Below are 20,932 nucleotides of genomic sequence, written 5' to 3'. Positions count from 1 at the left end.
GCGAGGCGCGAACCTCAGACGAGCGGCCCGGCGCCCCGCCCCCAGCGGAACGCCGACACGGTGGGTTCGCCCTCGAGCCAGAACCGCCACGGGTACGCCGCGGTCCCGGCGACGCCCGCGACCCCGACCCGTGGTCCGGTGGCGACGCCGGTGAGCGGCTCCGCGAGGAGCCGCAGCCGCGCGACAGCGCCGTGCCACGGGTCGCCGGTGACCGCGTCGATCCCGTCGTGGAGCGGATGCCGCAGCCCGACCGCGTCTCCGAGCCGGCCCGGCCCCCGGGCGAGGTCGCGCGGCGTGCGCGCGGCGGGGCGGCGCCGGGCCGCGGCATCCGCTCCTTCGATCACCTCGCCGCCGCGCAGCAGGATTCCGCCCGCCACCCCCGCCGGACCGCACACGACGTTGACGCACGAGTGGATGCCGTGGCTGAGATAGACGTAGAGGTGCCCGGGCTCGCCCCACATCGTGGCATTGCGGGCGGTGGGTCCCATGCGGGCGTGCGACCCCGGATCGGGGATCTCGCCGGTGCCGCGGCCGTGGTACGCCTCGACCTCGGTCAGCCGCACCGTGACCGTGTCTCCGGCGACCGTGGTGGTCAGGTGCCCGCCCAGCAGCCGGGGGGCGACCTCGGCGGGCAGACCCTCGAGGTCGTCGCGACGCGCGGGGCGCAGGTCCGGGGGCATGCGGGGAGTCTACGCACGGGCACGCTCACCCCGGCGGGGCGATTCCCGGCGGACCCCGCTGCCGCTAGCCTTCGCACATGAAGCGCTGGTTCGTGCTGATCATCCTCGGGGTCTCGCAGTTCGTCATGGTGCTCGACAGCACCGTGATGAACGTCTCCATCTCCACGGTCGCGGAGGATCTCGGCACCGACATCGGCGGGATGCAGGCCGCGATCACGTTCTACGCGCTCACGATGGCGGCCTTCATGCTCACGGGCGGCAAGCTCGGCGACAAGTGGGGGCGCAGCGCCGCCTTCCGCATCGGCTCGGTCGTCTATGGGATCGGGTCGCTCACCACGGCGCTCGCCCCGAACCTCACGATGCTGCTCTTCGGATGGTCGCTCGTCGAGGGGCTCGGCGCGGTGCTCGTCATCCCGGCGATCGCGGCGCTGGCCGCGATCAACTACGCCGGGCGCGAGCGCGTCATCGCCTACTCCGCCCTGGGCGCCATCACGGGCTTCGCCGCGGCGGCCGGTCCGCTCATCGGCGGGCTCATGACGACCTACGCGTCGTGGCGGTACGTCTTCTTCGCCGAGACGGTCATCATGGTGCTCGTGCTCATCGTGTCGGGGCGCGTGAAGGACGTCCCGGGTGACAGGACGCTGCGCATCGACCTGCTGAGCGTCGTGCTGTCGGCGAGCGGCATGGCGATCCTCGTGTTCGCCGTGCTGCAGAGCAAGACCTGGGGATGGCTCGTGCCGCTGGACCCGCCCGAGGTCGGCGGCGTCACGATCGCCCCCTTCGGCGTCTCGCCCGTCGCCTACCTGATCGTCGTCGCCCTGCTGGTGCTCTGGTGGTTCGTGCGGCGTCAGCAGCACCTCGAGGCCACCGGCCGTGTGCCGTTGCTGAAGGTGAGCATGCTCCGCATCCCGGCGCTGCGCAGCGGCCTCACGATGTTCCTGGCGCAGTACTTCGCGATCGCGGCCCTCTTCTTCGTCGTGCCGGTCTACCTGCAGACGATCCTCGGCTACGACGCGCTCGAGACGGGACTGAAGATCCTGCCCCTCTCGGTGGGCCTCATCGTGTTCTCCGTGATCGGTTCGCGGCTGTCGACCGTGCGCTCGGCGCGCAACATCGCGCGGATCGGGCAGTTCACGCTCGGCCTGGGTCTGCTGTTCGTGTTCGTCGCCGTGCAGCCCGACCTCAACGACTGGCTGTTCGCGGGTGGGATGTTCGTCGTCGGCGCCGGCTTCGGGCTGCTGGCCTCGCAGCTCGGCAACGTCAACATGTCGGCCGTCGACAAGGACGACACGTCGGAGGTCGGCGGCCTGCAGGGAACGTTCCAGAACCTGGGCTCGTCGTTCGGCACCGCCGTCGTCGGCTCGGTCTTCATCCTGCTGCTGACCGCCGGGTTCGGCACGGCCGTGCAGGCGAGCGACACCCTCGCGGACGACGTGAAGAGCCAGGTCGCCGAGGCGACCGCGAGCGGTGCGCCGATCATCTCTCAGCAGCAGGCCGAGCAGGCGGTGCTCGACGCCGGCGGCTCGCCCGAGGCGGCGACCGAGATCGCCCAGGTCTACGCCGACAGTCAGGTGGCCTCGCTGAGGCAGGCGCTCTTCCTGGTGTTCGCGCTGACGCTCCTCGCGATCGTGCTGGCGCGGGGGCTGCCGGCCACCATCCCGGTGCCGGCCAAAGAGGCGGAAGCCGGAGGCCCCGCCGCGGCTCACACCGGGGGCACCTGACACCACGAGATCGACGACCCGGCGAGCGCGACCACCTGCGCCCCGTCAGACGGCTCGATCACCCGGGTCTCGGTCCGCCCCGGAAGCGGCAGCTGGTACGTGTCGTAGGGGTTGCCGGCCGCGTCGGGCGCGACGAGCACGGCCGCGTATCGTGCGCTGGGCGAGACGCACACCTGCAGCACGGCGTCCGTCTCGGGCACCTCGCTGAGCAGTCGCGTCGCACCGTCCGCCGCGACGAGCGAGATCGAGGTGCGCCCGGTCGGCACCCCGTCCCCGTCGAGCACCGCGGCCGTGCGGATCGTCGAGCCGTCCGGCAGCGGCGTCACCGTGCTCGCCGGGCCGAGATCGTCGTCGGGGGCCACGAGCGGGGCCTCCGCGGCATCCGTCAGATCGATCGACACCATCCCGTCGGCGCGCTCGACGACCGCCTCGGATGAACCGCGTGCGATCCCCTCGATGGCCATGGCCGTCCCGAGCGCGGTGGCCCCGGCGCCGTCCGAGCCCGTCAGCAGCAGCGAACCGTCGAAGGACAGCAGCAGGATGCTGTCGGTGTCCGGCACGAACCGCCACTCCGCGATCCTCGGGTCGGCGCCCTCCACCTCGACCGGCGTCGGCTCGGCCTCGGGATCCTTCAGCGAGACGGTGAAGAGCCGGCTCTCGCGGCCGGCGTCGGCGGTGAGCTCGGCATCGGAGAAGGTGTAGCCGATCACGTCGCCGCGGTCGGCGCTCTGGAGGTTCGACACGAACCCGTCGCCGGGCAGCGGCAGCTCCTGCGCATCCGACCCGTCGAGGTCGGTCACGATGAGCCCGGCACGGTCGTCGTCGGTGCGGACCGACACGACGAGGCGTGACGAGGTCGCCCGGTAGTCCTCGATGTGCGGGTGGGTGAAGACGGGCACCGCGTTCTCGCCCGAGAGGTCGGTGCGGAAGATGGTGTCCTCGTCGTCGCCCCGCTGCAGCAGCTCGACCTCGGCGGCGGGCGTGCGGAACGTCTCGGTGAGCGTCGCGGTGGGTCCGCCGCCGATCGACTCGACGTCGGCGATCACGACCTCGTAGTCGGTGTCGTCCCACAGCGGGAGCGTGAAGCGGATCCCGACGCTCCGGCCCGATGTGTCGACCTCGAACGGGGTGGCCGGGGTCACCGTCACCTGCGCGGGGTCGACGTCGGCGAGCGACTGCGTCGTGGTCACGATGAGACGGGAGCCGGATGCCTCGACCGCCGCCGCCGGGTCGACCTGCACGTCGGTCACCCGGGGTCCTTGCACGATGGTCGCCGCGGCACCCGCGAGGCCCACGACCACCAGCGCCGCCACGACGAGCGCGAACGCCCCGGCGAACGCGCGCCCGCGCCGACGGCGGCCGCGGGAGCGACGGGTCGGCGACTCAGTACTCATACGGGTCCCGCGGCTCGGGGATCTCCTCGACCGAGTCCGCCTCGATCGCGAGGCGTCCGTCGGAGGTGGCGCGCACCGTGCCGGTCACCGTGACCCACTGCCCGGTCCCGGGGATGGGCTCGCCCAGGACGGGAATGCTCGCGGGCTGCGCGTCGATGACGCAGTGGGTGATGACGAGGCGCGTGAGGTCGAAGTCCCCGCCGTCGCCGGGGGTGACGAAGCCGGTGAGCTCGATCGGGTCGCCGTCGAACGCGTCGGGGTCGGTGGCGGTGGCGAAGACCGCCGACCACTCGCCCACCCCGAACTCGGAGGTGTCGCCCGTCGCGGCGAGGGTGACGGCATCCGCTCCCGCGAACAGCGGCGGCGCGTCGACGTCGCGCGACATCGCGAGCTCGGCCGAGAGCGACGCGGGCGGGAGCACGAGGGTGAGGACGACGATGCCGGATGCCGCCACCCCGCCCACCACCGTCGCGGCGACGCCCACGGCGTGGCGCCCGTGGGCGTGCGCGTGGGGCTCGTCGTCGCCTTCCGACGAGCCGTGGTCGTGGCCGTGATCGGCCTCCGCGCCGAGCGGCAGCGCGAACGAGGCGACCGCGCCGACGAGCGCGACGACGGCCATCGACACCGCGAACCAGGTCGAGTCCGGGTTGATGTAGAGACCCAGCCGCCCGGTGACGGCGAGTCCGATCGTGACGACCGCGAGCACCGCGGCGAGCCCGACCCCGAGCCAGCGCGTGCCGATCCACTCCGCCTTACGCAAGGAGGTTCACCACCGTCCCGATCGCGAACGCCGACAGCAGCACGACCACGACGATGCCGGCCAGGGTGCGGGTGGTGAAGGTCGTGCGCATGAGCGCGAGCATCTTCACGTCGACGAGCGGGCCGACGAGCAGGAACGCCACGATCGCGCCCGGCGTGAAGGTCGAGGCGAACGACAGCGCGAAGAACGCGTCGACGTTGGAGCAGATCGCCACGACCATCGCGAGCGCCATCATCGCCACGATCGACAGGGCGGGGTTGGAGCCGATCGCCAGCAGCGCCTCGCGGGGGATCAGCACCTGCACCGCGCCGGCGAGGGCCGAGCCGATCACGAGGGCGGGCATGACGGCGCGCAGCTCGATCACGAATTGCGCCAGGCTGCGCCGCCCCTTGCCGCCCGGCTCGTGCACGACGAGCTCGCACGTGTCGCGGAACCGGTCGGTGAGGAGGGCGTCGGGCGACGGGTGACGGCTGTAGAGCCACCCGATGAGGTTCGCGATCAGATACCCGCCGACGAGCCGGGCGATGAGGATGCCGTCGCTGAATCCGAAGGCCTGATGGGTCGTGATGATGACGATCGGGTTCACGATCGGCGCCGCGATGAGGAAGGTCATGGTCTCTGGCACGGTGAACCCGCGCATGAGGAGGCCGCGCGCGAACGGCACGTTTCCGCACTCGCACACCGGCACGACCATGCCGAGCAGCGAGAGCGCGGCCCTGCGCGCCCACGCTCGGCGGGGCATCCATCGCTCGATGACGCCCGGCGGCACCCACACCTGCACGGCGATCGACAGCACGACGCCGAGCATCACGAACGGCAGCGACTCGATCAGCACGCTGATCGCGAGCGTCAGGCCGTCCTGCGCCCGTGTGGAGAGGGAGGCCGGGAACACGGCGGGGGCCACCGCGTCGATGATGAACAGCGCCGCGACCACGGCCGCGCCGATCGAGAGCGCGACGAGCGTGCGGGCCGTGCGCGTCGGCGCCGGGGAGCGGAGATCAGTCCGCGACACGCTTCTCGTCCCGGGCCTTCGCGCAGGTCGCGCACAGCCCGAAGATGTCGACGATGTGCTCGGCCTCGCTGAAGCCGTTGCGCTCGGCGGTCTGCTTCGCCCACTGCTCGACGTCCGTCGCCTCGATCTCGACGGTCAGTCCGCAGTTGCGGCAGATGAGGTGGTGGTGGTGGCCGGTGGTGGAGCAGGCGCGGTAGAGCGCCTCGCCCTCGGGGCTCTGCAGCGAGTCGGCCTGGCCCTGTGCGGCCAGCCCGGCGAGCGCGCGGTACACGGTCGCGAGGCCGATGCCGGTGTTCTCGTCGCGCAGGGTCGCGTGAAGCGACTGGGCGCTCACGAAGCCGGGGGCGCCGGCGAGCGCTTCGCGCACGCGTTCGCGCTGCCACGTGTTGCGCTGGGCCATGCCCGGCAGTCTACCGGCGGCCCCTGTGCGCCGCCCGGACGCCGTCACGCCGGCACCGCGCGGGTCACCCTGCCCCGGCGCGCACCGACACCGCGGCACACGAGGTAGATGACGAAGGAGATCGTGGTGATGTACGGGCTCACGGGGAGCGTGCCCATGATGGCGAGGAGGATCCCTCCGACCGCCGACACGAAACCGAAGAAGGCCGCGAGCAGGGGAACCGAGAGCGGCCCCGTCGCCATGCGCATCGCCGCAGCCGCGGGCGTTACCAGGAGCGCCATCACGAGCAGGGCGCCGATGATGTGCACGGCGACGGCGACGATGAGCCCGAGCAGCACCATGAAGGCGAGCGAGACGCCGGTGGTCGGCACGCCACGCGCCGACGCCGCCTGCGGGTCGAGCGAGTCGAAGCGCAGCGGGCGCCAGATGAGCAGCAGCCCCAGCAGGGCGAACGCGCTGATCACGATGAGCCAGCCGAGCTGACCGGACTGCACCGAGACGATCTGGCCTGTGAGCAGGCTGAAGCGGTTCGCGCTGCGACCGTCGTAGAGCGACAGGAACAGGATGCCGAGGCCGAGGCCGAACGGCATGAGCACGCCGATGATCGAGTTGCGGTCTCTCGCCCGCGCACCGAGCCAGCCGATGATCGCCGCCGCGAGGATCGATCCGACGATCGAGCCGGTCACGACGTCGACGCCGATGAGCAGCGCCGCGGCGGCCCCTGCGAACGAGAGCTCGCTGATGCCGTGCACCGCGAACGCCATGTCGCGCTGCATCACGAGCACGCCGATCAGGCCACCCACGAGGCCCAGCACGGCGCCCGCCCACACGGAGTTCGACACGAGCGCGAGGATCTCGCCGTAGACCGGCAGCCCGCCGAACATCGCGTCGGCGATGTCGTCCCAGTTCATGCGTGGTCCTCGTCGTGGGCGTGGTGATGGTGGGATGCCTCGGCGTCGGGCGCGCCGACGACCACGAGCCGGTCGCCCGCCCGCAGCACGAAGACCGGCGCGCCGTAGAGATCGGTGAGCACCTGCGAGTTGAGCACTTCGTCCGGAGTGCCGAGCGTGAAGCGTCCGCCGGCGAGATAGAGGATGCGGTCGACCTTGCCCAGGACGGGGTTGATGTCGTGGGTGACGAGCAGGACGGCGGCATCCTTCTCCCGACGGTGGCGGTCGATGAGGTTGATCACCGCCTGCTGGTTGGCGAGGTCGAGGCTCGTGAGCGGCTCGTCGCACAGCAGCAGCCCCGGCCCGTCGGCGAGTGCCTGGCCGACCCGCAGTCGCTGCTGCTCGCCGCCCGACAGCTCGCCGACCGGGCGGTCCGCGAACGAGCGGGCGTCGACGGCGTCGATCAGTGCGTCGACGCGGGCGGCGTCGCCGCGGCGCGGGATCGGCAGCCCGAAGCGGTGTCCCGAGACGCCGAGGGTGACGAGGTCTCGACCGCGGAGGGCGGTGTCGGGCGGCAGTGGTCGCGACTGCGGCAGGTAGCCGACGCGACGGCTGCCGCGCGTGCGCACCGGCTCGCCGAGGACCGTGATCGTGCCGCCGCTGAGCGGCTCGAGCCCGAGGATCGCCCGCAGCAGCGTGGTCTTGCCCGAGCCGCTCGGCCCGAGGACCGCGATCAGCTCACCGGGCTGGACGGCGAGGTCGAGTCCCGCCCACAGCTCGCGATCACCGCGGCGGAGCGAGGCGCCGCGGATCTCGAGGGCGGGGGCGCTGCTCACGCCCCCAGCGCGCCGTTCAGCGCCTCGATGTTCGCCTGCATCCACGAGATGTAAGTCTGGCCCTCGGGGAGCGTTTCCGAAAACGCGATGCTCGGGATGCCGCGGCCGCCGGCCTCGCCCACGATCTGCGCCGTCTCGGCGCCGGCGGTCTGCGTGTTGGCGACGACGACGGCGACGCGGTCGTCCTCGAAGAGCGCGATCGCCTCGAGGAGCGTCGCGGGCGCGACATCCTGTCCCTCTTCGACGGCCTCGGAGAACGCCTCCGGCGTGACGTTCTCCAGCCCCGCGGCGGCGATCAGGTAGGCCGGCACCGGCTCGGTGACGAAGACCCCGGCGCCGGCGTGGGCCTCTTCGAGCTCGGCGAGCGATGCCTCGAGCCCCTCGACCTCGGCGGAGAAAGCCGCCGCATTCGCCGCGAAGGTCTCGGCGTCCTCGGGGCTCAGCTCGGCCAGCTCCTCGGCGATGTCCTCGGCGACGTGCGCAACGGTGTGGGGGTCGTACCAGACGTGCTCGTTGAAGCCCTCGACGTGCTCGTGGTCGTGGTCGTGGTCGCCCTCGTCGGCGTGGTCCTCGTCGGGTGCCTCGGTCTCGTGAGCCGCCTCCTCCTCATGGCCGTCGTTGTCGGGCCAATCGTGCGAGGACTCGACCGCGGTGACGACGGAGGCGTCGGTGCCGCTCGCTTCGATGAGCGCGTCGATGAAGGCGTCGTAGCCGCCGCCGTTCTCGACGATGAGGTCGGCCTGAGAGACAGTCAGCTGGTCGCGGGCGCTGGGCTCGAACGAGTGCGGGTCCTGAGACTCGTTCGTGACGATCGACGTCACGTCGACGAGGTCGCCGCCGACCGCCTCCGCGATCTGCCCGTAGACGTTCGTCGACGCGACGACCGAGATGGTGCCGTCGTCCTGCCCGGCGGCCGGGGTGCCCGCGCAGCCGGCGAGAGCGAAGGCGGATGCCGCGGCCAGGCCGAGCAGGGTCGTCGTGCGTCGCGGGGAGGTCATGGCATCAGTCTAACGTTAGTGATAATCGTTCTCAAATCGGGAGCGATCCGCCCGGGCCTCGCGTCAACCCCCCTGCGGTCGGAGCGGCGGTCTGTCACAGTGGGCGCTTCCATGACCACTCCCGTGCTGCAGAACCACCCGGCGACCGCGACCCTTCCCCGCGGCCGCCACCTCGCGGTGACCTGGGGGATCCCGGAGGAGTACGGAGGGATGACCGCGGCGCTCATGCACCGATCGCGGGCGTTCGCGTCGATCGGCCGCGCGGTCGTCGAGATTGTGACCTTCGACCCCGACCCGCGATGGACGGCGGTGCGCCGCCGGCTGAGCGAACGGGGCGAGCTTTCGGACGGGATGCTCCTGCGCAACCCGTACGAGGACATCCGGTTGCGGACTCGGGCGCCGGTGGCGGTCGACGTCACTCCCGGCGGCGGGCAGCGGGCGTCCGACGAGGAAGTGACGGGCGAGGACGGCTCTGTGAGGCGCTGGACCTCGGGTGAACGCCTCGAGCGCGCCGAGCACCGGCGCGCGGACGGGACGCTCGCGCTCCTCGACGAGCACCGGTCCGACGGAACGCGGCTGATGACGGCGTTCGACGGGGAGGGCGCCACCACCGGTCAATGGAGGTCGGCCACCGACTTCTACTTCGCCTGGCTCGACGAGGTGATCGGCGGAGAGCCCGCGACCGCGATCGTCGACAGCAAGGCGGTGGCGCCGCTCATGCAGCGGTACCGACGTGACAACGTCACCGGCATCTACCTGCTGCACGGCTCGCACCTCGCGGGGCAGGACCCCTCTGTGCTCGACGAGTCGCGTCTCCCGGTGCTCGAGAACCTGCACCTCTGGGATGCCGTCGTGCTGCAGACCGAGCGCCAGCGGGACGACCTGGCCGCGCTGCTCGGCGACACAGGCAACCTCGAGGTCGTGCCGAACCCGATGAGCGTCCCGCCGACCGTGCGCCGCCTGCCACCCGACCGATTCCACGGCGTGATCGTGTCTCGGCTCAGCGCTCTCAAGCGGGTCGACCACGCACTGCGGATCATCGCCGCCGCCCGCGAACTGGGCCTGCCGGTAACCGCCGAGATCATCGGCGACGGCCGGCAGCGGGCGAGACTCGAGCAGCGGGCGCGCGACCTCGGCCTCGAGCGCGCGGTGCGCTTCACCGGATACGCCTCGGATGGGCCGGAGCACTTCGCCGCCGGCGCGTGGACGCTGTTGACGAGCCGGTCCGAGGGAGGCTCGCTCACCCTCGTCGAGGCGATGGCGGCCGGCTGCCTGCCGATCTCGTACGACGTCCGCTACGGCCCCGCCGATGTCGTCGAACACGACCGCAACGGCTGGCTCGTGCCCGATTCGGATATCGCCGCCGCGGCGCGTGCGCTGTCGCGTGCCTGCGTGCTGTCCGACGACGACCTCGCTGCGCGCCGCTACCGCGCGCACCGCACCGCGCTGTCGCGCGACGAGCGCTCGATCGTCACGATGTGGGCCGAGGTCGAGCGGGCCGCGCGCGACCGCCATGCCCCATCGCACGAGTGGCCGGAGCCGCTCGGGCGCATCCGCGTCCGCCACCTGCGCGGCCGCTACGTCGTCACGGCGCTGCTCGCGCCGTCGGTCGGCGCCTCCGCCGACGTCGAGGTGCGCCTGATCGCGAACGCGCGGGCGATCGTGCGGCGCCGCATGCGCGGCATCGGCGCGATCAGGGTGGCGCGCCTCTCCGTCGAGGAGTCCGCGCGTCTCGGGCACGGCGCCGTACGCGTGCGATTCACGGTCGATGCCGGGAGCGGCATCGGCGCCGTAGACGCGGGGACGCGGCATCCGGATCCCCGATCCTTCGTCCGACGGCTCGTCGATCTGGGGCGGCGGCGACTCGCGCCGACCCGCCGCTGAGGCACGCGCCCATCAGTCGAGCAGCAGCGCCGGCTCCTCGAGGATCGACGCCACGTCGGCGATGAAGCGCGACATGCCGTCGCCGTCGACCACGCGGTGATCGAACGAGCCGGCGACCGTCGTCACGAAGCGCGGACGCACCTCGCCGTCGACGACCCAGGGCTTCTGGCGGATCGTGCCGAGGGCCACGATGCCGGACTCGCCGGGATTGATGATGGGCGTCCCGGCATCCATCCCGAACACTCCGATGTTCGTGATCGTGATCGTGCCATGCTGCTGGTCGGCCGGGGTCGTCTTGCCGTCGCGCGCGGTCATCGTGAGCTTCTCGAGGGCGCGGGCGAGCTCCCGCATCGAGAGGTCCTGCGCGTCCTTGATGTTCGGCACGAGGAGGCCGCGCGGGGTCGCGGCGGCGATGCCGAGGTTCACATAGCGGCGCACGCGGATCTCGGCGCCGTTCTCGCCGTCGACCCACGCGGCGTTGACCATCGGCGTGCGGCGGGCGGCCCAGATCACCGCGCGCGCCATGATCAGCAGCGGCGAGACCCGGATGTCGGCGAAGTCGGGCGAGGCCTTGAGGCGCTTGACGAGCTCCATCGTGCGGGTCGCGTCGACGTCGGTCCACACCGAGACGTGCGGGGCCGAGTACGCCGACTGCACCATCGCGTTCGAGGTCGCCTTGCGAACACCCTTGACCGCGATCGTCTCCTCGCGGCCTGCGGCGTCGGCCGGCGGTGTGGCCGGGGCGACGGCAGGGCGGGATGCCGCGACCGGGATCGTCTCCTCCCGCACGTCGCCCCACGCGGGGGTCTCGATGTTGCGGAAGACGCTGGCCTGCGACGCGTGCTTCACGACGTCCTCGCGCGTGACCTCGCCGGCCGGCCCGGTCGGGGAGACTGCGGCGAGATCGACGCCGAGGTCGCGGGCGAGCTTGCGGATGGGCGGCTTCGCGACGACGCCGACGGATGCCTCGACCCGCTCCTGCGCCGTGACGGGGGGCTTCCTCCGCCGCGACTGCACCGGCCCGCCGGTGCCGTAGCCGACCAGCACCGCACCGTCGCCCTCGGCCGCCGCGGGCGGGGTGTCGGCGGGTGCGCCGTGCTCGGTCTGTCCGACGGTCGCGGGGCCTGCGGCATCCGCTCCCGATGCGATCGTGATGATCGGGGCGCCGACGTTCACCGTCTCGCCCTCGGCAGCGAGCAGGTCGCCGACGGTGCCGGCGAACGGCGAGGGCAGCTCGACGAGCGACTTCGCGGTCTCGATCTCGACGAGGACGTCGTTGACGGCGACGGTGTCACCGGGGGCCACGTGCCACGACACGATCTCGGCCTCGGTGAGACCCTCGCCGACGTCGGGGAGGACGAACGTCTGGGTGCTCATGGGTGGTCCTTTCGGAGCATCAGTAGGCGAGCGCGCGGTCGACGGCTTCGAGGATGCGGTCGGCATCGGGCAGGTACGTGCCCTCGAGCTTGGCGGGAGGGAAGGGCACGTCGAAGCCCGAGACCCGCAGCACCGGCGCCTCGAGCGCGTAGAACGCGCGCTCCATGACGGTCGCGGCGATCTCGCTGCCGAGGCTCGCGAAGCCGGGGGCCTCCTGTGCGTAGACCATGCGGCCGCTGCGGCGGACCGAGTCGAGGATCGGCGCGTAGTCGACGGGCGACAGCGAGCGCACGTCGACGACCTCGCAGCTCGTGCCCTCGGATTCGGCGAGCGCGGCGGCCTGGAGGAGCGTCGTCACCATCGCGCCGTGGCCGACGAGGGTCACGTCGGTGCCGCGGCGAACGACGCGGCTCGCGTGGAGCGGCAGCGCGCGCGCCGACGTGTCGACCTCGCCCTTCTGCCAGTACTTGCTCTTCGGTTCGAGGAAGACGACCGGGTCGGGCGACGCGATGGCGTCCTGGATCATCCAGTAGGCGTCGTTCGCCGTCGACGGGCTGACGACGCGCAGTCCGGGGGTGTGCGCGAAGTACGCCTCGGGGCTCTCCTGGTGATGCTCGACCGCGCCGATGTGCCCACCGTAGGGGATGCGGATCACGACGGGCATCTGCAGGGCGCCTTCGTGGCGGTTGGTGAATTTCGCCAGCTGCGACGTGATCTGGTCGAACGCGGGGAAGACGAAGCCGTCGAACTGAATCTCGCACACGGGCCGGAAGCCCGCCATCGCGAGGCCGATCGCGGTGCCGACGATGCCGGACTCGGCCAGGGGCGTGTCGAGGACGCGCTGGTCGCCGAACTCGGCCTGCAGACCCTCCGTCACACGGAAGACGCCGCCGAGCTTGCCGATGTCCTCGCCCATGAGGATCACGCGGTCGCTGCCGGCGAGCGCGGCGCGAAGGCCCGCGTTGAGCGCGCGGCTGATGGGCATGGTGGTCACGTCGGTCACGATGCGCCCTCCTCGAAGGATGCCTCGTACCCCGCGAGCCACGCCTTCTGCTCGTCGATCAGGGGGTGCGGCTCGGAGTACACGTGGTCGAACATGAGCCCCGTGTCGACGCCGCCCAGCGCGTTGGTGCGCGTGCGCACGTCGTCGGCCACGGCTGCGGACTCGGCGTCGACGTCGGCGAAGAAGACGTCGGACGCCCCGCGGCTGCGCAGGTACGCCGCCATGCGCGCGAGGGGGTCGCGGCGACGCCACGACTCCTCCTCGTCGGACGTGCGGTACTTCGTCGGGTCGTCGCTCGTGGTGTGGGCGCCCATGCGATAGGTCATCGCCTCGATCGCACGCGGGCCGCCGCCGGCGCGCGCCTCGTCGAGGGCGACGCGGGTGACCGCCCAGCTGGCGAGCACGTCGTTGCCGTCGAGCGGGATGCTCGGCATGCCGTACCCCTCGCCGCGCTTGAACAGCGGGGCGCGGGACTGCGTGGCGACCGGCACCGAGATCGCCCACTGATTGTTCTGCAGGAAGAAGACCTCGGGCGTGCGGTAGCTCGCCGCGAACACCATCGCCTCGTGCACGTCGCCCTGGCTGGAGGCGCCGTCGCCGTAGTAGACGATGACGGCCTCGTCGCGCGCGAGGTCGCCGGTGCCGCAGCGGCCGTCGAAGACGAGCCCCATGCCGAACCCGGTCGCGTGCAGCGTCTGGGCGCCGAGCACGAGCGTGTAGATGTGCGTGTTGCCGTTCTTCGGGTCGGTCGGATCCCAGCCGCCGTGGGTCAGCCCGCGCATCAGCCGGAAGATGTCGAGCGGGTCGACCCCCCGGATGCGCGTGACCACGTGCTCGCGGTACGACGGGAAAAGGTGGTCCTGCGTGCGTGCGGCGCGGGCCGAGCCGACCTGCGCGGCCTCCTGCCCGAAGCTCGGGGGCCACAGCGCGAGCTGGCCCTGGCGCTGGAGGTTCGTGGCCTGCACGTCGAACGCGCGGATGACCGCCATGTCGCGGTAGAAGCCCTCGAGCTCGGCGTCGGTCAGGCCGTCGACGAGCGCGCGGTAGGGCTCAGCCGCGCGGGACGGGGCGAACGTGCCGTCGGCGGCGAGGAAGCGCACCGTCGTCGGGTCGTCCGGAAGCGTGGCGTGCTCCACCGCGGCGATGCCGCCGGGGTCGGTCACCGCTCGACGCCCTCTCGCGCGCCCCGGTGCCCACCGGGGAGTCCGGCGAGGACGGATGCCGCGATCCGCAGCACCTTCTCGACCGACTCCTCCTCGCCGACCGATATGCGGATGCCGTCGCCCGCGAACGGACGCACGATGATGCCCTCGTCATCGAACGCCTGCGCAGCGGCGAGCGTCTCATCACCGGCCGGCAGCCACACGAAGTTGCCCTGCGCGTCCGGGATGCGCCACCCGGCCTCGCGCAGCGCGTCGACGATGCCGTCGCGGCGCTGCGCGATCGCACGGACGCGGTCGAGGAGCTCGTCCTCGGCGTCGAGGCTCGCGAGCGCGGCGACCTCGGCCTGCGCGGTGACCGACAGCGGGATGCTCGTGCTGCGGGCCGCGTCGAGGATGCGCTTGTGGCCGACGGCGTAGCCGACGCGGAGCCCCGCCAGGCCGAACGCCTTGGAGAACGTGCGCAGGACGACGACGTTGGGGTACGCGGCGCTGCCGAGCACCCGCATGCCGTCGACCGCGTCGGGGTCGGTGACGAACTCGGCGTACGCCTCGTCGAGGACGACCAGGACGTCGGCGGGCACCAGCCCGATGAGGGCGTCGAACTCGGCCTGCGTCACGATCGGGCCGGTCGGGTTGTTCGGGCTGCACACGATGATGGCGCGCGTGCGCTCGGTGATCGCCGCGGCCATCGCCGGCAGGTCGTGGCGCGCCTCGTCGGTGAGCGGCACCTCCACCGCCGCCGCGCCGGCCACGACCGCGAGCCACGGGTAGGCCTCGAAGGAGCGCCACGCGTAGATGACCTCATCGCCCGGCCCGGAGGTGGCGAGGATCAGCTGGGCCAGGATCGAGACGCTCCCCGCCCCGATGTGGACCTCGTCGGACGCGACCCCGAAACGCTCGGCGAGGCGCTCGCGAAGGCGGGCGGCCGAGGCATCCGGATACCGGTTGACGGCCGTCGCGGAGCGGATCGCCTCGACGACGCCCGGCAGCGGATCGAACGGGTTCTCGTTGCTCGACAGCTTGAACGCGTCGCCACCGGCCTGCCGCCCCTGCTTGTAAGGAGGGAGTGCGGCGATCTCGGGGCGGACGCGGATGGGGATGTCGGAGGCGTCGGTCACCCTGCGAGTCTACGAGCGCACCGTATGCCGACGGGAGGATACGTGGGTGTCCGAACACCTGCCACGGCGTCCTCGCACCCGGAGCCGGGCCGTGCCAGACTGGCCGCACTATGGGCTTTCTCATCCGCGTCGTCATCAATGCCTTCGCGATCTGGGTCGTGACCCTCATCCCGGCGCTCCAGGTCACCGTCATCGCGTTCCCGCCCGGCGAGACGCTGCAGCTCATCCTCACGCTGCTGCTGGTCGCCGCGATCTTCGCGCTGGTGAACACCATCATCGGCACCGTCATCAAGGTGCTGGCGTTCCCGCTGTACATCCTCACCCTGGGCCTCATCGGGCTTCTGATCAACGCGTTCCTGCTGTGGCTGACGGCGTGGTTGACGAGCTTCTGGAACTGGGGCCTGCGCGTCGAGGACTTCTGGTGGGGCCTCGTCGCGGCGATCATCATCTCGCTGATCAACTGGGTGTTCGGCATCATCCTCCGGCCCCGCTCGAAGGACTGAGCGCGCGTTCGCCCGCGCGCTCCGCGGCGAACTCGGTCACCTCGACGGATTCGGCCGTCGCCAGTCTGTCGAACACGTCGCGCACCGGACCCATGCGCGGATCGGTCGACGCGTCGATCAGCTCGGCCGTCTCGGTGTAGGCGGCCATGCGGTGCGCCGGCACGCCGAAGTCGTCGAGGCCCGAGTCGGAGTGGGCCTCGCGCTCCACGATGAAGCTCCCGGCCGCCCCCACCGGTCCATTGCTGCCGGCGCCGGCGAGCGCCGAGACGGGGTCGTCGGTGTGGCGGATCGCGACGCTGAGCGTCGACGGCCCCACCTCGGCCTCGATCGGCGAGCCGAACGTGGCCAGCGTCTGAACGTCGTAGCCGCCCTCGAGCGCCAGGTGCGAGCCGATCATGGCGCCCTGCGAGTGGCCGAAGGCATGCACGACGTCGCCGGATTCGGCTCCTGCGGCGTGGAGCGCCTGGACGGTCGCCTCGTACGACGCCGACGACTCTCCGGAGTAGAGCTGCACGTTCGAGAGGTTGTCCCACGGGTCGTCGCCGCCGACGGCGAGCGTCTGCATTCCGGCGACGTACACCGCGAACTCCCGCGAGCCGTCGGGCATCGTGTACCGCTCGACGCGCACGCGCGACTCGCCGGCGCCGGGCATGCGCTGCGCGACGGAGGCGAGTCCGGTCGGTGCGACCGAAGCGGTCGGCGCGGGCGTGACCGACGCCAGCGTGACGGGGGTGCCGCCCCGCCCGGTCAGTCGGGCATCGGCGGGGACCCGGCCGAAGCCGCCGACGCCGGCGGTTATCCCGAGCCCGAGCGCGAGTCCGCCGAGGACTACGCCGCCGACCGCCGCCCCGACGACGCTCAGGTCGAAGCCGACCATGAACCCGGCCTCGGTGGCTTCTCGCACGAGGTCGCCCGGCGCGTTCACGGTCCACCAGAACTGCTTCTCGGCGGCCGCGAACTCGGCCTCCGGGTACAGAACGATCAGCTCGGCGCGCCTCTCGTCGATCCGGGCGATCGCCGCAGCGTCGCCGCCCATCAGCGCAGCGTGGCGCGCGGCGTTCAGCTCGACCAGTTCGTAGACCGCGGCGGCGCTGCGCAGCGACTCGGCGATCCTCGTCGCCCCGTCGAGCGCCGCCACAGTGCGGTCACGGAGAGCGGATGCCGCGCCTGCCGCGTCCCACGCGGACACCCCCTCCGCGAAGAGCATCAGCTCGAGCGACCCGACGCGGCGGGCGATCGCATCGAGCTCCTCCCGCAGCGCGATGAAGCGGGCTGCGGCGGCGCGGAGCGTCTCGGTGTCGACGGCGACGACGACGCCGCCGATCACCTGCAGGTCGTCGCCGGCCATCAGTGCGCCCGCCCGCGGAGGAGGAACGCGGCATCCTTCGCGCGGCACGCCGCGAGCCGCGCGGTCTCCGCCGCGCTCGCGAGCCGCCCGACCTCGGCCGCCCAGGTCTCGGAGGCGGTATGGAACGCCCGTGCCGCCGTGGACTGCCAGTCGGTCGCCGCCGCGAGTGCACGGGCATGGTGCGCGGCGTCGAGCAGGCGGTCGCCGACGGTCGCGAGTTCGCGGACCACGATGTCGATCTGGTTCGCGGCGAGCGCCGCGCTCATCAAATGCTGCATCCGGCCATGGTGGTCGCGGTGGCGGTCCCGCCGGGCGGGCGAGGGCGTGACTGTGCATCGCGACGACGCGAGCCCGCCTGTGCAGGAGCGGAGCGGCGGGACGCGGCATCCGCTCTCCTGCGCGCACGCGAGGACGCCGGCCCCGAGAACGGGACCGGCGTCTTCGTCAGGCCGGGATCACTGGAGCTCGAGGAGCCCCTTCATCCCCACGACCACCGTCGCGGTGTCGGTCGCGGTGTTGCCCGCGGCATCCGTCGCCGTGTAGGTGAAGGTGTAGATCGCGCCGTTCGCGGCCTTGACCGTGAAGTGCGTGTCGTCGATCTCGGTCCACGCCGCGCGCGGCTTGCCGTTCGTCGTGACGCTCGTGAGATCGACCGTCACCTCGCCCCTGTCGTCCTCCGCCTCGATCGAGACGGTGACGTCGCGATCCTTGTTGTTCGGCGCGAGGATGAACGACGGGTCGGCGGTCGCCTGGATCGTCGGCGGCGTCGTGTCGGGCGGCGTCAGCTGCAGGCCGACCACAACCGGGTCGTGGTCGCTCGACCGGAACTCGTCCTCCGCGTAGAGCGCGTCCTGCGCCGGCTTCTTGAACGACATGTCGTAGTCGATCAGGCTCGGCTCGTCGGCGTTGATGTTCCACGCGGATGCCCCGGTCACCTCGTCGAGGAGGTCGCTGCCGGACAGCGCGTAGTCGAGGTAGCCGAGCATCCCGTCGAACACGTACGAGTACGCCTCGGTGCCGTGGAACTTCGCCTCGAGGTCGGTGTACCCGGCCCCGGTCAGCACCTGGATCGGGTCCTCCTGCGCGTACGAGTTGAGATCGCCGAGGATCAGCTCGCGGCCCACGGTGCCCTGCCCAGTCGGATCGGTCGCGAGCCAGTCGGCGAGCGCCGACGCTGCCGCGGTCCGCACGCCGTTGCAGTTGCCCTGGCCGTCGGGGTCCTCCGGATCGTCGACCGCGTCGCAGACCGAGCCCTTCGACTTCAGATGGTTGACGACGACGGTGAAGGTCGCGCCCGCGTTGTCGGCGAACGTCTGCGTCAGACCCGGACGGTTGAAGTCGTCCAGCCAGCGCTCGTCCTTCTCCTCGTCCATCAGCTGGAAGTCGCCGACCGGCGTCACCGACGCCGGCTTGTACATGAGGGCCGTGGTGATGACATCCGTTCCGATGAGGCCCGTCTCGATGTAGTCGTAGACATCCGAGCCCAGGCGCTCGTTCAGCGCCGCAGTGAGCGTCTCGAGCGGGAACGACTCCTCGTCGTTCTCGATCTCGATGAGGCCGAACACGTCCGCGTCGATCTCTGCCAGGGCCGTGACGATCTTCGCCTCCTGGCGATCGAACTCGGCTTGGTCGTTCGCGCCGCGCGCGTCGGCGCCGGTGAGCGTCGTGAAGTAGTTGAGCACGTTGAAGCTCGCCACCTTCAGGTCGCCGCCGACCTCGGGAACGTCCGGGCGCGGGTTGCCCTCGGCGAACTCGGCGTCCTCCGTCTGCTGGACGCCCCAGGTCAGGAACCGCCAGTCGAGCACACCGGTCACATCGGTCAGCGTGTCGCCGCTGCGGAACGTGTTCTCCAGCGTGAACTCGTCGCCGTTCGGGTGGAGCGCCGGGTCGGGGTTCTGTACGCCGCGACCGTCGTCCACGCCGATGCTCTCGAGAGCGTTCTTCGCCTTCAGCGCCTCTGCCTGGACCGAGCCGGCGTCGAACAGGTGGGTCGGCTGGTACTGACGGCCGACCGTGAGGCTGATCGTGCCGAAGCGCGCGAAGTCGAAGGTCTCGCCGATGGTCAGCTGCTGCGGCAGGGTCACGTACATGCCCTCCAGTGCCTCGCGCTGCTGCTCGGTGGCCGGCAGCGTGAGTTCGACGGGCTCGGGCAGCGACTGGCCGGTCGCGCAGACCTCGAGATCGATCGCCTCGAGCTCCGTGAGTCCCGAGAACTCCTTGACCTTGCCCGCGACGTTCACGACATCGCCGACGGAGACATCGGGGGCGTCCTTGTAGAACACGAAGATGCCGTCCGAGGTGGCCGGGTCGCCGTCGCCCGCATCCTGGATGTAGAAGCCGTCGAAGCCGTCAGCACCCTGGAAGTCGCCGGTCACGACGCCCTCGAGCCGGAGGCTCTGGCCGTCTCGTGGCGACGCGGCGCCCGAGCCCTGGACCGAAGCGATGGATGCGGTCTCGAGGTCGCAGCCGGCCTCGATCGGGGGTGGCGGCGGGACCGCCGCGTTCGCGGCGCCCGGCGTGTTGTAGGCCTCCTTGAACTGGGGGGTTCCGGCCGTGCCGTTGTAGCCGGCGAGCTCGAAGTCGTTGCGCAGCCAGTCGGCGGCGGTTCCGGTGTCCTTGCCGTCCGGGATGCGCGAGGCGCCACCCGGGTCGAACGAGAAGCCGTCGTACGAGACCTCGAGGGTGGTCCCGCCGTAAGTGAGGTCGGATGCCGCATCCCTGACGGCGATCGCGTCGACCACCGTGAAGCCGAGGCCGTCGTCGATGACACCGTCGTCATTGGTGTCGATATCGGTGCCGAGCGCCGGGGCGGTGCCCGTGATGAGCAGCAGGCTGACCGTGCCGTTCTCGAGCGCGCCATTGGTGAGCGTGGCGAGACTGCGGCCCGAGGCGTCGGCGGCCGGGAACGCGATGACCTCGTCGACCGTGCCGGTCACCGTGCCGCTCACGTCGCCCTCGATCTCGAGCACGCGGTAGCCCGAGAGGTCGGTCGTCGCCGGGTCGGCGAGAAGCTCGACGTACTCGACGTCGGTCGCACCCGTCGTGTCGGCCGAGAACTCGTTGATGACGACCTTCGCCGCGGGCGGGGGGACGTCGCCGCAGTTCGCGGTGTGAGCGCCGAGGCCGGTGAAGGTGTCTTGGGCGAGGCCAGTCCATCCGGCGGCGGGATCGAAGGCGTCGCCGCCGTTCGGGTCACCGACGCACACGTCGGCCGCGCGCTGGAGCGTGCGGTTGGTCGTCGCGTTCGGCGTTCCTGCGCCCCACCCCGGGTCGCCGGGGTTGACGCCGATCTGCCCGAACACGTCGACCGCGGTGTCGGCCTTGACGAGGGCGACGGCGTCGTTGCCGTTGAAGAGGGACGACGTGGTGACCTGGTCGGCGATCGCGAGCAGTCCCGCCACCGCCTGCGACTGCACCACGACGTGCACGTCACCGGGGCCGACCGAGCCGGTCAGCGCGACGGTCTGGCCCGCCGTCGCCGACCCGTTCGAGTACACCTTGAGGGTGTAGTTGGCCGCGGCGAGGTCGACCGCGGCGTCGGTGGGGTTGTAGACCTCGATGGCCTTGTTGTTCGAGCCGCCCTCGACGTACTCGCTGATGAGCAGGTCGCCGGCGGCGGCGGTCGCCGGCGGCGCGAACGCGACGACGCCCGTGAAGGCGAGTGCAGCGGCCGCCAAAGAGGCGGTCACGCGGCGGGGTGGATGGGACAAGGAAACCTCCACGGTGCGGGCGCGCGGATGGTCGATGCGCGCTGGGGAAGAGCGAGGCCGGTAGACCTACCGGGTCAGGCTAGGCGAGCGGTCCTCGCCAGGGAAGGCTCCGCGGAGGAGAGTTCGTTAACGTTC

The 20,932-nt window shown here is 71.6% G+C and carries 18 protein-coding genes; 3 read left to right on the top strand and 15 right to left on the bottom strand.

The window, feature by feature from the left end:
- Positions 1-14 precede the first annotated feature (14 nt).
- Positions 15-680, bottom strand: a complete 666-nt coding sequence (locus OB08_RS02665) for a DNA-3-methyladenine glycosylase (protein WP_461471838.1) — start codon at positions 678-680, stop codon at positions 15-17.
- Between the two features lie 77 nt (positions 681-757).
- Here OB08_RS02665 and OB08_RS02660 point away from each other — a divergent pair, with 77 nt between their 5' ends.
- Positions 758-2,401: an MFS transporter gene (locus OB08_RS02660; protein ID WP_461471836.1), complete on the top strand. Its 1,644-nt coding sequence runs from the start codon at positions 758-760 to the stop codon at positions 2,399-2,401.
- On the opposite strand, the gene OB08_RS02655 is transcribed toward OB08_RS02660, so the two are convergent.
- Genes OB08_RS02655 through OB08_RS02625 form a run of 7 tightly spaced genes read right to left on the bottom strand, consistent with a single transcriptional unit; the run spans position 2,383 to position 8,691 of the window.
- On the bottom strand, positions 2,383-3,795 hold the full coding sequence (locus OB08_RS02655; protein ID WP_461471834.1) for a hypothetical protein: 1,413 nt from the start codon (positions 3,793-3,795) through the stop codon (positions 2,383-2,385). The two genes, OB08_RS02660 and OB08_RS02655, sit on opposite strands and share 19 nt — an antisense overlap.
- Positions 3,785-4,555 (bottom strand): TIGR03943 family putative permease subunit, encoded by a 771-nt coding sequence (locus OB08_RS02650; protein ID WP_461471832.1) that lies wholly within the window; start codon positions 4,553-4,555, stop codon positions 3,785-3,787. Before OB08_RS02650 ends, OB08_RS02655 begins: the two co-directional genes overlap by 11 nt.
- Positions 4,548-5,567, bottom strand: a complete 1,020-nt coding sequence (locus OB08_RS02645; protein ID WP_461471830.1) for a permease — start codon at positions 5,565-5,567, stop codon at positions 4,548-4,550. Before OB08_RS02645 ends, OB08_RS02650 begins: the two co-directional genes overlap by 8 nt.
- On the bottom strand, positions 5,554-5,967 hold the full coding sequence (locus OB08_RS02640) for a Fur family transcriptional regulator (protein WP_461471828.1): 414 nt from the start codon (positions 5,965-5,967) through the stop codon (positions 5,554-5,556). Before OB08_RS02640 ends, OB08_RS02645 begins: the two co-directional genes overlap by 14 nt.
- A gap of 44 nt (positions 5,968-6,011) precedes the next feature.
- The gene (locus OB08_RS02635; RefSeq protein WP_461471826.1) at positions 6,012-6,878 is read right to left on the bottom strand and encodes a metal ABC transporter permease; all 867 of its coding nucleotides are present in this window, start codon (positions 6,876-6,878) and stop codon (positions 6,012-6,014) included.
- Positions 6,875-7,693, bottom strand: coding sequence for a metal ABC transporter ATP-binding protein (locus OB08_RS02630; protein ID WP_461471824.1), 819 nt, complete (start codon positions 7,691-7,693; stop codon positions 6,875-6,877). The genes OB08_RS02635 and OB08_RS02630 overlap by 4 nt, the downstream gene beginning before the upstream one ends.
- Entirely contained in the window at positions 7,690-8,691 is a 1,002-nt protein-coding gene (locus OB08_RS02625; RefSeq protein ID WP_461471822.1) for a metal ABC transporter solute-binding protein, Zn/Mn family, read from the bottom strand. The genes OB08_RS02630 and OB08_RS02625 overlap by 4 nt, the downstream gene beginning before the upstream one ends.
- Positions 8,692-8,802: 111 nt before the next feature.
- On the opposite strand from OB08_RS02625, the gene OB08_RS02620 reads away from it, so the two are divergent.
- Positions 8,803-10,575 (top strand): glycosyltransferase, encoded by a 1,773-nt coding sequence (locus OB08_RS02620; protein ID WP_461471820.1) that lies wholly within the window; start codon positions 8,803-8,805, stop codon positions 10,573-10,575.
- 12 nt (positions 10,576-10,587) lie between these two features.
- Here the strand turns inward: OB08_RS02620 and OB08_RS02615 are convergent, their stop codons facing one another.
- The 4 genes from OB08_RS02615 to hisC are packed head-to-tail and all read right to left on the bottom strand — an operon-like array spanning position 10,588 to position 15,236.
- Positions 10,588-11,952: a dihydrolipoamide acetyltransferase family protein gene (locus tag OB08_RS02615; RefSeq protein ID WP_461471818.1), complete on the bottom strand. Its 1,365-nt coding sequence runs from the start codon at positions 11,950-11,952 to the stop codon at positions 10,588-10,590.
- A gap of 19 nt (positions 11,953-11,971) precedes the next feature.
- Positions 11,972-12,937: an alpha-ketoacid dehydrogenase subunit beta gene (locus OB08_RS02610; RefSeq protein ID WP_461471891.1), complete on the bottom strand. Its 966-nt coding sequence runs from the start codon at positions 12,935-12,937 to the stop codon at positions 11,972-11,974.
- A gap of 14 nt (positions 12,938-12,951) precedes the next feature.
- Complete coding sequence (locus OB08_RS02605) at positions 12,952-14,091, bottom strand: thiamine pyrophosphate-dependent enzyme (protein WP_461471889.1); 1,140 nt, start codon at positions 14,089-14,091, stop codon at positions 12,952-12,954.
- A 23-nt stretch (positions 14,092-14,114) separates the two neighbouring features.
- The gene (gene hisC / locus OB08_RS02600) at positions 14,115-15,236 is read right to left on the bottom strand and encodes a histidinol-phosphate transaminase (protein WP_461471816.1); all 1,122 of its coding nucleotides are present in this window, start codon (positions 15,234-15,236) and stop codon (positions 14,115-14,117) included.
- A 110-nt stretch (positions 15,237-15,346) separates the two neighbouring features.
- Here hisC and OB08_RS02595 point away from each other — a divergent pair, with 110 nt between their 5' ends.
- On the top strand, positions 15,347-15,739 hold the full coding sequence (locus OB08_RS02595) for a phage holin family protein (protein WP_461471814.1): 393 nt from the start codon (positions 15,347-15,349) through the stop codon (positions 15,737-15,739).
- Here the strand turns inward: OB08_RS02595 and OB08_RS02590 are convergent.
- The 3 genes from OB08_RS02590 to OB08_RS02580 form a co-directional block, all read right to left on the bottom strand.
- The gene (locus tag OB08_RS02590; RefSeq protein WP_461471812.1) at positions 15,711-17,087 is read right to left on the bottom strand and encodes a hypothetical protein; all 1,377 of its coding nucleotides are present in this window, start codon (positions 17,085-17,087) and stop codon (positions 15,711-15,713) included. The genes OB08_RS02595 and OB08_RS02590 overlap by 29 nt on opposite strands.
- Positions 17,087-17,365, bottom strand: a complete 279-nt coding sequence (locus tag OB08_RS02585) for a hypothetical protein (protein ID WP_461471810.1) — start codon at positions 17,363-17,365, stop codon at positions 17,087-17,089. The genes OB08_RS02590 and OB08_RS02585 overlap by 1 nt, the downstream gene beginning before the upstream one ends.
- Positions 17,366-17,542: 177 nt before the next feature.
- Positions 17,543-20,776 (bottom strand): ExeM/NucH family extracellular endonuclease, encoded by a 3,234-nt coding sequence (locus OB08_RS02580; RefSeq protein ID WP_461471808.1) that lies wholly within the window; start codon positions 20,774-20,776, stop codon positions 17,543-17,545.
- Positions 20,777-20,932 lie beyond the last annotated feature (156 nt).

The sequence above is a fragment of the Microbacterium sp. HJ5 genome, assembly GCF_054824025.1.
Note: the sequence above shows the minus strand (reverse complement) of the source record. Positions and strands in the feature narration are given on the sequence as shown.